Here is a 13,368-nt window from a genome sequence, read left to right as displayed (position 1 = left end):
AAGATGACTGAAGTGTTGTTCTACCATCTGCAAGACATGACGGTGGAGAACGTCTTGCCGCCGCTTCTGGAGAAATCGCTGGAGCGCGGCTGGCGCGTGGTGGTGCAGTCGACCTCGCTGGAACGCGCCGACGCGCTGGATGCGCATTTGTGGACCTATCGCGACGATTCCTTCCTGCCGCATGCGACATGGCGCGTGAACGATGCCGCCGACCAGCCGATCGTGCTGGCGATCGAGGAGGACAATCCGAACGGTGCCAATGTCCGCTTCCTGGTCGACAACGCCGCACTGCCCCAGGATTGCCAGAGCTACGAGCGGATGGTGCTGTTGTTCAACGGCGACGATCCGGACGCGCTAGCTTTGGCCCGCAGCACCTGGACGGATTGCAAGACGCGCGGATTTGAGGTCACCTATTGGCAGGCCGACGAACGGGGCCGGTGGCAGCGGCGGAATTAGCGGCCGTTTGCAATTAATGATAATTTGTACTTTCGCAGGCAAGCTGGTTTCGGCCACCTTCGTGCCGCAAAGTGATGTTGGGACAATCGCTTAGGACTGGTCCTTCACGCGGGGAATTTAGTTTATCGTGCGACACCAAAAGCTTCCAAAGTCGCTCATAGTTGCGCTGGCCGCTGTAGCGCCGCTGATCGCGGGCTGCTCGGGCGGGACCGATCTGCTGTCGAAGGACGCCGAATGGTTCAACAAGCCGAGCCGCTTGTTCATCAAGAACATCTCGATCGAGTCGCCGCCGCTGACCCCCGACAAGCCGGTCGGGGCTGAGGATCTGGTCAGCGCCGACGGCGCCTGTCCCGGCATGGCACCGCCCCCGGGGCCAGCTGATGCCAACGCGTCGACGACAGCGCCGGCGCCGATGGGCGGCACAGTCGCGCTCGGCCACACCGAATGCGACGTCGTGCGCGGCATCGGCGCGCCCTCGAACGTCAATCTCTCCAACGATGCCGCCGGCCGACGCGTCGCTGTGGTCACCTGGAACTCGGGTCCGCGCGCGGGAATCTACACCTTCACCGCCGGTCGCCTGTCCTCGATCGAGGGCACGCCGGAGGCGCCCGTTGTGCCGAAGCCGGCCAAGCCGAAGGCGAAGAAGAAGGCGGCGACTTAGGCGCTCTCGTGTCCCGGACGCGGCGCGGCATGAAATGACGCGACGCTGAACCTTTCGGATCGTATCGTATCAAGCAGTCACGTTTTCTGAATTGCGGAGACGGTATTCGAAAAGCTACGCAAAAATCATGATGCGTGGCCGGATCAGAAGCGAAGCCGAGTAGTATCTCGTCCGCAATGTGCTGTGCGATCCGACTGAAAAGGCTCCTGAAGAGCGCAGATTGCCTGAAGATTTGATTTCGAACTTCGAAGCCCCCTAACATGGCTAGGGTTAGGCGGCCGGGACACGAAAATGAGCTACCCCGCTGCCTCGTCAAACTGCGTGCTCGCGTCGAGCCAACTTTCCTCGGCGCGTGCCAACGCGTCCGCCGCATTCGCGCGTGCCTTCGACAGTTGCGCGGCCTGCTTAGGGTCGCGCGTGAAAATGTCGGGCAGGGCCAGCGCAGTGTCGATCTTGGCGATGATTTCGCTGACGCGGGCGATCTCGGCCTCGGCTTCCGCGATGCGCTTTTTCAGCGAGCCGCGATTGTCTGACCTCGGCCGCTGCGGCTTCTCGCTCGTGGCACTGCGCTCGCGCGGGGCGGCTTCCGCGTTGCGCGAGGACAGGACCAGGCGGCGGTATTCGTCGAGGTCGCCGTCGTAATTGGTCACGGTGCGGTCGGCGACGATCCAGAGTTGATCGGCGCAGGACTCAATCAGATAGCGGTCGTGGGAGACCATGATGATCGCGCCGGGAAATTCGTTGATCGCTTCGGCAAGTGCTGCGCGGCTGTCGATGTCGAGATGGTTGGTTGGCTCGTCCAGGATGATCATGTTGGGGCCGAAGAAGGTCGCAAGGCCCAGCAGCAGCCGCGCCTTCTCGCCGCCCGAGAGTTTGCCGGCCTTGGTGTCGGCCGCCTTGCCGGAAAAGCCGATCGCGCCGGCGCGCGCCCGAACCTTGGCTTCGGGCGCATCGCCCATCAGCTTGCGGACGTGGTCGTAGACGGAGGCGTCCTCGTTCAACTCGTCGAGCTGATGCTGCGCGAAATAGGCGATCGACAGCTTGTCGGCGCGCGTCACCTTGCCCGAGAAGGGCGCCAGCCGGCCGGCGAGCAGCTTGACCAGCGTCGACTTGCCGTTGCCGTTGGCGCCGAGCAGCGCGATGCGGTCGTCATTGTCGATGCGCAGGGTGACTCGGCCCAGCACCGGCGTGGCCGGATCGTAACCGACCGAGGCGTTGTCGACGGCGATGATCGGCGGCGACAGAATTTTCTCGGGCGTGGGAAAGCTGATTTCGCGTACGTCCTCCGTTACCAGCGCCGTGATCGGCTTCAACCGCTCCAGCATTTTCACGCGAGATTGTGCCTGGCGTGCTTTCGACGCCTTGGCCTTGAAGCGATCGACGAAGGCTTGCAGGCGCGCGCGTTCGGCCTCCTGGCGCTTGACCTGCTTGGCATCGAGCAGCTCCCGTGCGGCGCGCTGCTCCTCGAAGGAGGAGTAGGTGCCGCGATAGAGCGTGAGCTTGCCGCGCTCCAGATGCAGAATCTGGTCGACCGAGCTTTCGAGCAGGTCGCGGTCGTGGCTGATCACGATGACCGTGCGCGGATAATGCGCAAGATGGTCCTCGAGCCACAGCGTGCCTTCGAGGTCGAGATAGTTGGTGGGCTCGTCGAGCAACAGGAGGTCGGGGGCTGCGAACAGTGTGGCGGCCAGCGCGACGCGCATGCGCCAGCCGCCGGAGAATTCGGCACAGGGGCGTTCCTGATCGGCAGCTGAGAAGCCGAGGCCGGACAGAATCGCGGCCGCGCGGCTCGGGGCCGAATGCGCATCGATGTCGACGAGCCGGGTCTGGATCTCCGCGATCCGGTGCGGATCGGTGGCGCTCTCGGCTTCGGAGAGCAGCGCATCGCGTTCGAGGTCGGCCTTGAGCACGACCGAGATCAGGCTTTCGGGGCCGTTCGGGGCTTCCTGCGCCAGGCTGCCGACCCGCCAGCGCGGCGGCAGCGTCACCGAGCCATGTTCGGACGCGAGCTCACCGCGGATCACCTTGAACAGCGTCGACTTGCCGGTGCCGTTGCGCCCGACCATGCCGACGCGCGAACCGGGCGTGATCTGCACGGAGCTCTGGTCGATGAGAAGGCGTCCGGCGAGGCGGATAGAGAGGTCGGTGATGGAGAGCATGCGGCCTTGTCACCGCAAGGCGCTGCGAACGCAACCCGTTTTTGCGCCGGTCAGTTGCGCGAACCGCTGTCGCGGTCGCGCTTCTGCAACTCGTTCAGGAGCTGTTCGAGATGGGTTGGGAGCCGGGGTTCGGGACGAAGGCTCTGCTTAAGCCGCTCGCCCACGGCATCGCAAATCGAGCGGCTGGTGCGCCGGTCGATCTGTTCGCTGTCATTGGCGAAAGGGCCAGTCATTGTGGGGTTCCGTGTTTGCAAAGTAACGACACGGTACCAAGTCATTGGCCCCAAAATGGTTTCGCCGGGCGTCGGGAATGCGCAGCATTCTGGTAAAAATTGTATGAATTCGTCGTCTCTGCGCAAATACAAGACCCCGGCGGGGGGGGAACGCCGGGGCCTCTCTTGGAAGGTACCGTTGGGGGGCGGTACCTCTGGAAGGTATTTTGGAAAGGTGCTGCAGGAAGGTACTTGCGGGCTCAGTAGCAGCGGTTGATCAGCCGCCAGCGGGGTCCCCAGGGGGTCGGGACCAGCCTGCGCACATAGCAGCCGCCATAGCCGTAAGAGACGGGGGCATAGAAGCGCGGGCCACCCCAGCCGTAGCCGTGCCAGCCGCCACCGCCGTGCCAGCCCCAGCCGCCATTCCAGTGAGCGGAGGCGGAGGTCGGTGCCAGCGCGGCACCCAGCGCGACCGCGGCAACCGCAGCAAGCGAAAGTTTCCTCAACATGGTGATCTCCTCAAAACTGCCGGCGCGGGGCTATCGCGTCGATGGAAGGCCGCCGAAACGGACTGCCTTATGATCAGGCTCTCGTTTCGATGGAGCTGACCTTACGCTGGCGAGGCTGAACCAAACCCTGATGGGGCCTTCAGATTGGGTTCATCTGGGTGAAATCGTTGTAATCCATGTTGGAATTCTGGCCCTGGCCCTACGGCGAAGCACCCGTGAGCCCGTTTTGGCGGTCGCTTGCCGTATCGCGAAGGCGCCGATATAAGCCCCGCAACTCCGAACCACCGTTTTCTCTTCAAGGACAAGATCATGGCCATCGAACGCACTTTCTCGATCATCAAGCCCGATGCGACCGCGCGCAACCTCACCGGTGCGGTTAACGCCGTGATCGAAAAGGCGGGCCTGCGCATCGTCGCGCAGAAGCGCATCCGCATGACCAAGGAACAGGCCGAGACCTTCTACGCCGTCCACAAGGCGCGGCCGTTCTTCGGCGAGCTCGTCGAATTCATGACCTCGGGCCCCGTCGTGGTCCAGGTGCTGGAAGGCGAAGGCGCCGTCGCCAAGTACCGCGACGCGATGGGCGCGACCGATCCGTCCAAGGCGGCCGACGGCACCATCCGCAAGCTCTATGCGAAGTCGATCGGCGAGAACTCCGCGCATGGTTCGGATGCACCGGAGACGGCCGCGATCGAGATCGCGCAGTTCTTCTCGGGCAACGAGATCGTCGGCTGATCCGTCAGCCGAAACCAAATCGCGATGAGCGTCATCGCGCTTTGGTTTATTGTTAGCGCATGATCTTTTCGGGAAGCCGCTGCACGCTTTGCGCTAGCGCGGCCCTCCGGGTCCGGATCATGCTTTAAGCCGACGGGGCGAAAGGACGCAGTGTGAACTGGCTCTGGCAGATCTTCGATCCCGCCACGATCGGGGCATTCTTCACCCAGTTCCGCAATGAGATGGCCGAACCGACCTTCTGGATCGCGGTCGGCAAGATCATCTGGATCAACATCCTGCTCTCCGGCGACAACGCGCTGGTGATCGCATTGGCCTGCCGCGGCCTCAAGCCGCGGCACCGGCTGTGGGGCATGGTGCTCGGCGCCGGAGCCGCGGTGCTGCTGCGGATCATCTTCACCGGCATCGTCGCGAGCCTGATGGAGCTGCCGTACCTCAAGCTGGTCGGCGGCCTCGCGCTGATCGTGATTGCGGCAAAGCTGCTCGTGCCGGAAAACGAGGACGAGGACGGCGTCGAGTCCGCCTCGCATCTGTGGCAGGCCGTGCAGATCGTCGTGGTCGCCGACATCGTCATGAGCCTCGACAACGTCATTGCAGTTGCCGCCGCCGCCAATGGCAGCGTGCCGTTGCTGGTCCTCGGCCTCGCCATCAGCGTGCCCCTGATCGTCGCTGGCGCCGCACTGATCATGGCGCTGCTGGCAAGGCTGCCGGTGCTGGTCTGGGCCGGCGCGGCGCTGCTCGGCTGGATCGCGGGGGAAGTGATCGCGACCGATCCCGGCATCGCGCCGAAGCTGCACACGCTGTTCGACGGCCCGTTCGGCGCCTCGCTGGACAAGATGCTCGGCAGCCTGCACATCCCGCCGCAATTCGCCCATGGTGATGGAGGGGGTGAATATCTCTGCGCAGCGCTTGGTGTGGTCGTGGTGCTGGTCATCGGCTCGATCTGGCGCCGGCGCAGCCTGAGCCGGGCCGCGGTTGAGGCCTCTGACCAGCACGCAAAAGTCTCGGCTGAATAAGCTTTATCTTTTGAGCATGATCTCCGCGCAAACGCGTTCCGCGTCTGTCGCGAGGGAAAACCGCTTCACACTTTGCGCTAACGCGGCCCTCCGGGTCCGGATCATGCACACTAGGCCGCCTCTGCCAGGGGCGGCACCTCATACGTCTTGAAATGGTCGATCACGACCTTGGCGATGGCGACCAGTGGCAGCGCCAGTGCCAGGCCCCAGATTCCAAAGACGACGCCGAGCAGGATCTGGAACGCGAACAGCGTGGCCGGCGGGATATCCAGCGCCTGCCGCTGGAGGATCGGCGTCAGCACGTAGCTCTCCATCGCGTGCACCCCGAGGAAGAGGATGAGGGCGGATAGCGCCGGGATCCAGCCCGAGGCGAGGCTCGCCAGCACCACGACGACGCCGGCGATGATGGCGCCGACGGTCGGGATGAAGGCGAGCAGGCCGGCCTGGATCCCCAGGATGAACGAGCCGGGGATGCCGATCACGGCAAGCCCGATCCAGGTCACCACGCCGACGGCCAGCATGACGATGATCTGCGCGATCAGCCAGCGTTCCAGCGTCTCGCCGATGTGGTCGATGATGAGGGTCGCGCGGATCCGATGTTTGGCCGGTGCCAGGAATAACAGGCCATCGTGATAGATGCTCGGCTGCGCGGCGAAGGCAAGCCCGAGAAACAGCACGATGAAGACGTTGCCGACGGCGCTGATCGTGCCGAGCAGCAGCTTGAAGGTCTGGCTCACGATCGCCCCACCGCTGGAGGCAAGCGCGCCGGCGTCCGGCAACGGACCGTGCGAGGTCGGGCTCGGGGAGGGCGCCGCTGTGTCGGCGGAGGCCGCGGGCGCTGCGTTGCCGAGATCGAAAAAGCTGGTGTCGATGCCGTGGTTCTCGAGGAAGGACCTGACGTGCGAGATCTGCGACTTGATGGTGCTGCTGAGCAGCGAGGCCTGCTCGGCGATGGTGGCGCCGCCGAGATAGGCCACGCCTGCGAGCATCAGGGCCAGCGCGACACAGACGATCGCAAGCCGCAATGCGTGCGGCAGGCGAACTTGTCGCCCGAGCGCGTTGGTCAGCGCATTGAGGCCGACGCCGAGCAGCATGCCGGCGAAGATCAGCAGGAGGGTGGCGGCAAAATACCAGGTGAAGACCAGCAGCGTGGTGAACAGCACGACGCCGATGCCTCCCACCGAAATCGCCCAGGCCAGGTCGGTGCGGATCCGGGAGCGCTCGTCTGCGGGATTGGTCACATCGTGTCCTTTTGGCGGGGCCGGGCGGGCGCGGCACTCTTTCGTGAAATCTCACTGCGGATCAAGCCGGAGCCGCGCGCCGGTTTGCCGCGTTCGCGCCCTCCTGAGCCAACGCCGGGGGGCGCGAAGGGGTGCCACCGCGGGCTCCCGGCGGCATTTGCGCGAAAATAGCATTGCCGTCCCGCAATCCCTTCTGTTGAATTTGTTCCATCGGGCGGGCATGTTTGGAGAATCTTCTTCGGCTGGAGGTCGGAACGGGAGATGAGAAAGCCGGTCGTCGGCGTGATCGGGAACGCCCATCGCGTCGAAAATCGATTTCAGGTCCAGATGGTCGGCGAGCGTAATCTGCGCGCCGTGGCCGAGGTCTCCGGCGGCTTGCCGGTGATGTTCGCGGGCTCGCCTGACATCACCGATATCGCCGCGCTGCTCGATGCCGTCGACGGCATCGTGCTGACCGGTGCCCGCGCCAATGTCCACCCGACCCGCTTCAACGTCGACCCCTGCGAGAAGCACGAGCCCTACGACATTCACCGCGATGAAGTGGCGCTGGCGCTCTCGGTGGCCTGCGTCGCCCGGGGCATCCCGCTGTTCGGCATCTGCCGCGGCTTGCAGGAGATGAACGTCGCCTTCGGCGGCTCGCTGCATCCAGAGATCCGCGAAATCCCCGGCCGCATGAACCACCGCATGCCCAGACTCGAGAATGGCGAGATCCATCCCGATCCCACGGTGATATTCGCCGACCGTCACGACGTCGACCTGACGCCCGGGGGCGCGTTCGCAAAAATCCTCGGCTGCGACAAGATCCGGGTCAATTCGCTGCACGGCCAGGGCATCCTCGATCCCGGCAGGCGCGTGCTGATCGAAGGCATCGCCGAAGATGGCACCATCGAGGCAATCCGCATCGCGGAGGCCCCGACCTTCGCGCTCGGTGTGCAATGGCACGCTGAATACGACCCGCAGCGCAATCCCATCAATCGGAAGCTGTTCGAGGCGTTTGGCGAAGCGCTGGTCGAGCGGCAGCGCGCGACGGCGTAAGCGGCAGGCGCGCGGCGTCGGAAACTTCAAGGCGAGCCCATAGCCGCACCGTCTATGCTGCGCGAGCGCAGCGACGCAATCCAGAGTGCGTCCGCGGAGAGACGCAGTTCGATCCCGTCCATTGCATCGCACAATCGCAACTGTAGACGGCCGCATTGAGGTTTGGGAGACGCACACCATATCCTCGGCAAGGGAGCCCTTGCCGTGCAGACCATGAAGGCGGCCCTCGTCGCGGCGATCGGCATCGTCGCTTTTCTCGCCTGTCTCCTTCCCGGCTCAGCGGAGGAGAATCGCCGTCTTGCACTCATCGTCACGATCGATGGAGCCATTGGCCCGGCGTCGGCGAGCTACGTGAAGGAGGCCCTGGTCAAGGCAGGCGAACGACGCGCCGAGATCGTGATTCTCCGAATGAATACGCCCGGCGGTCTGAACTCCAGCACGCGCGAGATCATCGCGGATGTGCTCGGCTCGTCCGTTCCCGTCGTCGGCTACGTCGCGCCGGCCGGCGCCCATGCGGCGAGCGCCGGGACGTACATCCTCTATGCGACCCATATCGCGGCGATGGCGCCAGGCACAAATATCGGCGCCGCGACGCCGGTGCAGATTGGCGGGCCGCTTCCGGGCCTGCCGAGCGGCACACCCGACAAGGACAGCAAAGACAAGAAGGATGAACCGAAAGACGCGATGACGGCGAAGGTGACGAACGATGCCGTAGCCTTTATTCGCAGCCTCGCCGAACTGCGCGGCCGCAACGCCGATTGGGCCGAGAAGGCGGTCCGTGAAGCTGCCACCCTGTCAGCCAACGGCGCGTTGCAGGCGCACGCCATCGACCTCGTTGCGCGCGATGCAGCCGAATTGCTCAGGCAAATCGATGGTCGCGTCGTCGAGGTCGCGGGCGGCGAGACGCAACGCCTGGCGACGCAGAACGCGGTCATCGAAGCCGTCGATCCCGGGTGGACCTCGCGATTCCTGGCGGTCATCACCGACCCCAACGTCTCGTTCATTCTCCTGATGGTCGGCATCTACGGCCTGATCTTCGAGTTCATGTCCCCCGGTGCAGTCGCTCCGGGAGTGGTCGGGACGATCTGCCTGCTGCTCGGCCTCTACGCCCTCAACCTGCTGCCGATCAATTATGCCGGACTTGGCTTGATGCTGGTCGGGGTCGCGCTCCTCGCCATCGAGGCGTTCAATCCGACCGTCGTGATCGGCCTTGGAGGTGTCGTCGCCTTTGTGCTGGGCGCCATCATGCTGGTCAGGGTCGAAGCGCCGGGCTACCGGCTATCGTGGTCGGTCATCGCCGTCGTCGCGGCGATGCTCACCGGTTTCGTTCTGGTCGTGCTTGGCGCGCTTCGGCGCGCCCGCCGCGGTCCGCCACGGGTCGGCGCGCAAGCCATGCGAGGCTTGGCCGCCGAGGTCCTCGACTGGAGCGAGAACAAGGGGCACGTCTTTACGCATGGCGAACGCTGGCGGGCGCGCGGCGCCGACAGCTTCAAGCCCGGCGAGAGGGTCGAGGTCGCCAATATCGACGACTTGACGCTGGTGGTTCGGCGTCCGAGCCCTGCGACCGGCGAGGGAGGTCAATTCTGATGATCGAATATTCGATTTACGCAGTGCTTGCGCTGATCGTCATCCTGTTTCTCACCCAGGCCGTTCGCATCCTCAGGGAATACGAGCGCGGCGTTATCTTCACGCTCGGCCGCTTCACCGGGGAAAAGGGGCCGGGCCTCATCATCCTCATTCCGGTCGTGCAGCAGCTCGTCAAGGTCGATCTCAGGGTGATGGTGCAGGTCGTGCCGCCCCAGGATGTGATTTCGCGCGACAACGTCTCGGTCAAGGTCAATGCCGTTCTCTACTTCCGCATCGTCGATCCCGAGCGCGCCATCATCAAGGTCGGCGACTACATGGCCGCGACCAGTCAGCTCGCCCAGACCACGCTGCGCTCGGTGCTTGGCAAGCATGAACTCGACGAGATGCTCGCCGAACGCGACCGGTTGAACGCCGATATCCAGGAGATCCTCGACAAGCAGACCGACGTCTGGGGCATCAAGGTCACCGGAATCGAGATCAAGGACGTCGATCTCAACGAAACCATGGTGCGCGCGATTGCCAAGCAGGCCGAGGCGGAACGGTTGCGGCGGGCGAAGGTGATCAACGCGATGGGCGAACAGCAGGCCGCCGAAAAGCTGGTCGAGGCCGGCCGGATTCTCGCGCAGGAGCCGCAAGCGATGCAGCTGCGTTACTTCGCGGCTCTGCACGACATCGCGGGCGAGCGGTCGTCGACAGTCGTGTTTCCGCTGCCAATCGGCCTGCTCGACCATTTCATGCCGCGGCATGACAACCCGTAGCCGGGGGCGGCAGGATGGATAGGCGAAGCGAAACCCGGCATCCTACCAGAAAAGAGTAAGATAATGGGTTTCGCAGGAGCTGCCCATCCTTCGTGCCGAAACTATCGGTCAAGTTCGCAGCGGGATGACCCAGCTTCGGCCCAATTGAACGTGTCGAATGTCGGCCCCAACTTAAACGGGAGGAAGATTCGATGACGAAGCATGCCGTCAGCGCAGCAAGCCGCCGCCAAGGTCGGAGAGTGCTCTCCTTCACGGTGCTCACCTTTGCAGTCTTGTCATGCTGGATCAGCCCGGCTGCGCAGGCCGCGGAGCCGGGAAAGGATGCCGCGACGGCCAATCTGCCGCGCATTCTCGTACTTGCGACGGGTGGGACCATCGCAGGTCAGGCTGACCCACGTGCGACGGGAGCGTACAAATCCGGACAGATCACGGGCGAACAACTGATGCAGTCGGTGCCGGGCCTGGACAAGCTCGCGAAGGTGAACGCCGAACAGATTTCGTCGATCGGATCGCAGGACATGAACGACAAGGTCTGGTTTGCACTGGCTCGTCGTATTCAGGACGCCTTCGACAAGAATGAAGTCGATGGTGTCATCGTGACCCATGGCACCGACACACTCGAGGAGACGGCGTTTTTTCTGGACAACGTGGTCCGCGGTGACAAGCCGGTGGTCATCGTCGGCTCGATGCGTCCAGCCACGGCGGTGAGTGCGGATGGCCCCGGCAATCTCTACGAAGCGGTTCAGGTGGCTGCCGACCCTCGGTCCCGCGGGCGTGGCGTCATGGCCGTGTTGAACGACAAGATTCAGGGGGCTCGCTCGGTCACCAAGACCAACACCACCAGCGTCGAGACGTTCAATTCTCCCAACGACGGCCCGATCGGCTATGTTGACACTGCCGGCGGCATTCGCTTCATGGCCCAGGCCCCCGGTCCCAAGCGCACGACATATCAACTCCCGGCAGGCGAGCAACTGCCCCGCGTCGAGATCGTCTACTCGCATGCCAACATGGACTTCGTTCCGATCGAGGACGCCATTTCACACGGCGCCAAAGGCATCGTGCTTGCCGGTGTCGGTGATGGGAACACATCGAAGCAAGCCCTTGAGGCGCTCGAAGCGGCGGCAAAAAAGGGAATCATGGTCGTGCGCTCCACGCGGGTTCGATCCGGTTTCGTGACCCGAAACGTCGAGGTTGACGATGACAAAAACGGCTTCGTTGTGTCCGAGGACCTCAATCCCCAGAAGGCACGCGTTCTGACCCAACTGCTGATCGCGGGCGGCGTGACGGCTCCGGCCGAGCTACAGCGGGCCTTCACTGCAACATGGTAGTCGGCCCAAGCGGGCCCGCTCGTATCCTGCGGACCCGCTGATTCCAGCAACGGGCGATGCCCAAACGAAAAGGCGCCTCCTTTCGGAAGCGCCCTTTGCCTGTCGTATCCCGTTCGCGCCGATCAGCCCGAATAGTACATGTCGAACTCGACCGGGTGCGGGGTCATTTCGAAGCGGGCGACTTCGGTCATCTTCAGCTCGATATAGGCGTCGATGAAGTCGTCGTCGAACACGCCGCCGGCCTTGAGGAAGGCGCGGTCCTTGTCGAGATTCTCAAGGGCTTCACGCAAGCTGCCGCACACCGTCGGGATCTGCTTCAGCTCTTCCTTCGGCAGATCGTAGAGGTCCTTGTCCATCGCCGGACCCGGATCGATCTTGTTCTTGATGCCGTCGAGGCCGGCCATCAGCATCGCGGCGAAGCCGAGATAGGGATTGGCGAGCGGATCGGGGAAGCGCACCTCGACACGCTTGGCCTTCGGCGAAGCGGTGTAGGGGATGCGGCAGGAGGCCGAGCGGTTGCGCGCGGAGTAGGCGAGCAGCACGGGGGCTTCATAGCCTGGGACCAGGCGCTTGTAGGAGTTGGTCGACGGGTTGGTGAAGGCGTTGATCGCCTTGGCGTGCTTGATGATGCCGCCGATGTAGTGGAGGCAGGTCTCCGACAGGTCGGCGTACTTGTTGCCGGCGAATACCGGCTTGCCGTCCTTCCAGATCGACTGATGGACGTGCATGCCCGAGCCGTTGTCGCCAAAGACCGGCTTCGGCATGAAGGTGGCGGTCTTGCCGTAGATGTGGGCGACCTGGTGGATGCAGTATTTGTAGATCTGGAGGTGGTCGGCCATCAGCGTCAACGTGTCGAACTTCATGCCGAGCTCGTGCTGGGCGGAAGCGACCTCGTGGTGATGCTTCTCGACCTTGACACCCATCTTGGCCATGGCGCCGAGCATTTCCGAGCGCATGTCCTGCACGGAGTCCTGCGGCGGGACCGGGAAGTAGCCGCTCTTGGTGCGAATGCGGTGGCCGAGATTGCCGCCCTCATATTCCGTGTCGGTGTTGGTCGGCAGCTCCGAAGAGTCGAGCCTGAAACCGGTGTTGTAGGGGCTGGAGGAGAAGCGCACGTCGTCGAACACGAAGAACTCGGCTTCGGGGCCGACGAAAACGGTGTCGCCCACGCCCATCGACTTCACCATGGCTTCGGCCTTCTTGGCGATGCCGCGGGGGTCGCGGTTGTAGGGCTCGCCGGTGGTCGGCTCGAGCACGTCGCAGGTGATGACCATGGTGGTCTCGGCGAAGAACGGATCGATCGTCGCGGTCACCGGATCGGGCATCAGGCACATGTCGGACTCGTTGATCGCCTTCCAGCCGGCGATCGAGGAGCCGTCGAACATCGTCCCTTCGGCGAAAATGTCGTCATCGATCATGCTGACGTCGAACGTCACATGCTGCCACTTGCCACGCGGATCGGTGAAGCGCAGGTCGACGTATTTGACGTCGTTGTCCTTGATCGATTTCAGGACGTCTTTGGCGGTCTTCATGCATACCCCTTTTGGCTCTGCGGGTCGGTTTCCAGATGAGCAAAATTGTTCTCGCTTTGGGCGAGTTTTGCGCGACCGCACAAACGAAATCAGGCCGCCGAAGCAGCCTTATTTCTTGTCAGAGTGTCGCAAAATGCGGGATAGC

General features: G+C 63.7%; 13 protein-coding genes. 8 read left to right on the top strand and 5 right to left on the bottom strand.

Annotated elements, in window-relative coordinates:
* Positions 1-3 precede the first annotated feature (3 nt).
* Both ABIB73_RS03320 and ABIB73_RS03315 read left to right on the top strand, forming a co-directional pair.
* The gene (locus ABIB73_RS03320) at positions 4-456 is read left to right on the top strand and encodes a DNA polymerase III subunit chi (protein WP_354221388.1); all 453 of its coding nucleotides are present in this window, start codon (positions 4-6) and stop codon (positions 454-456) included.
* A gap of 166 nt (positions 457-622) precedes the next feature.
* Entirely contained in the window at positions 623-1,117 is a 495-nt protein-coding gene (locus ABIB73_RS03315) for a hypothetical protein (RefSeq protein WP_354222541.1), read from the top strand.
* A 296-nt stretch (positions 1,118-1,413) separates the two neighbouring features.
* On the opposite strand, the gene ABIB73_RS03310 is transcribed toward ABIB73_RS03315, so the two are convergent.
* From ABIB73_RS03310 to ABIB73_RS03300, 3 genes are all read right to left on the bottom strand, one after another.
* Positions 1,414-3,276 carry an ABC-F family ATP-binding cassette domain-containing protein gene (locus ABIB73_RS03310; protein WP_354221386.1) on the bottom strand — a complete coding sequence of 621 codons (1,863 nt, stop codon included), beginning with the start codon at positions 3,274-3,276 and terminating at the stop codon, positions 1,414-1,416.
* A 50-nt stretch (positions 3,277-3,326) separates the two neighbouring features.
* Positions 3,327-3,509: a hypothetical protein gene (locus ABIB73_RS03305; RefSeq protein WP_354221384.1), complete on the bottom strand. Its 183-nt coding sequence runs from the start codon at positions 3,507-3,509 to the stop codon at positions 3,327-3,329.
* 239 nt (positions 3,510-3,748) lie between these two features.
* The gene (locus ABIB73_RS03300; RefSeq protein ID WP_354221382.1) at positions 3,749-3,997 is read right to left on the bottom strand and encodes a sulfur globule protein precursor; all 249 of its coding nucleotides are present in this window, start codon (positions 3,995-3,997) and stop codon (positions 3,749-3,751) included.
* Positions 3,998-4,306: 309 nt separating this feature from the next.
* On the opposite strand from ABIB73_RS03300, the gene ndk reads away from it, so the two are divergent.
* Positions 4,307-4,729: a nucleoside-diphosphate kinase gene (gene ndk / locus ABIB73_RS03295; protein ID WP_106943663.1), complete on the top strand. Its 423-nt coding sequence runs from the start codon at positions 4,307-4,309 to the stop codon at positions 4,727-4,729.
* A gap of 152 nt (positions 4,730-4,881) precedes the next feature.
* Complete coding sequence (locus ABIB73_RS03290; protein WP_354221380.1) at positions 4,882-5,742, top strand: TerC family protein; 861 nt, start codon at positions 4,882-4,884, stop codon at positions 5,740-5,742.
* A gap of 110 nt (positions 5,743-5,852) precedes the next feature.
* Here the strand turns inward: ABIB73_RS03290 and ABIB73_RS03285 are convergent, their stop codons facing one another.
* Complete coding sequence (locus tag ABIB73_RS03285; RefSeq protein WP_354221378.1) at positions 5,853-6,983, bottom strand: AI-2E family transporter; 1,131 nt, start codon at positions 6,981-6,983, stop codon at positions 5,853-5,855.
* A gap of 261 nt (positions 6,984-7,244) precedes the next feature.
* Here ABIB73_RS03285 and ABIB73_RS03280 point away from each other — a divergent pair, with 261 nt between their 5' ends.
* The 4 genes from ABIB73_RS03280 to ABIB73_RS03265 all read left to right on the top strand — a co-directional run bounded on the left by ABIB73_RS03280 (position 7,245) and on the right by ABIB73_RS03265 (position 11,691).
* Positions 7,245-8,018 (top strand): gamma-glutamyl-gamma-aminobutyrate hydrolase family protein, encoded by a 774-nt coding sequence (locus ABIB73_RS03280; protein ID WP_354221376.1) that lies wholly within the window; start codon positions 7,245-7,247, stop codon positions 8,016-8,018.
* A 204-nt stretch (positions 8,019-8,222) separates the two neighbouring features.
* Entirely contained in the window at positions 8,223-9,605 is a 1,383-nt protein-coding gene (locus ABIB73_RS03275) for an NfeD family protein (RefSeq protein WP_354221374.1), read from the top strand.
* Positions 9,602-10,363, top strand: a complete 762-nt coding sequence (locus ABIB73_RS03270) for a slipin family protein (RefSeq protein ID WP_354222539.1) — start codon at positions 9,602-9,604, stop codon at positions 10,361-10,363. Before ABIB73_RS03275 ends, ABIB73_RS03270 begins: the two co-directional genes overlap by 4 nt.
* Before the next feature lie 191 nt (positions 10,364-10,554).
* Entirely contained in the window at positions 10,555-11,691 is a 1,137-nt protein-coding gene (locus ABIB73_RS03265) for an asparaginase (RefSeq protein WP_354221372.1), read from the top strand.
* Positions 11,692-11,813: 122 nt separating this feature from the next.
* Here the strand turns inward: ABIB73_RS03265 and glnA are convergent, their stop codons facing one another.
* The gene (glnA, locus tag ABIB73_RS03260) at positions 11,814-13,223 is read right to left on the bottom strand and encodes a type I glutamate--ammonia ligase (protein ID WP_354221370.1); all 1,410 of its coding nucleotides are present in this window, start codon (positions 13,221-13,223) and stop codon (positions 11,814-11,816) included.
* Positions 13,224-13,368: the final 145 nt, after the last annotated feature.

Origin of the sequence: Bradyrhizobium sp. F1.4.3 (assembly GCF_040548375.1) — a bacterium.
Classification (GTDB): domain Bacteria; phylum Pseudomonadota; class Alphaproteobacteria; order Rhizobiales; family Xanthobacteraceae; genus Bradyrhizobium.
This window is presented reverse-complemented; position numbering and strand designations above follow the sequence as displayed.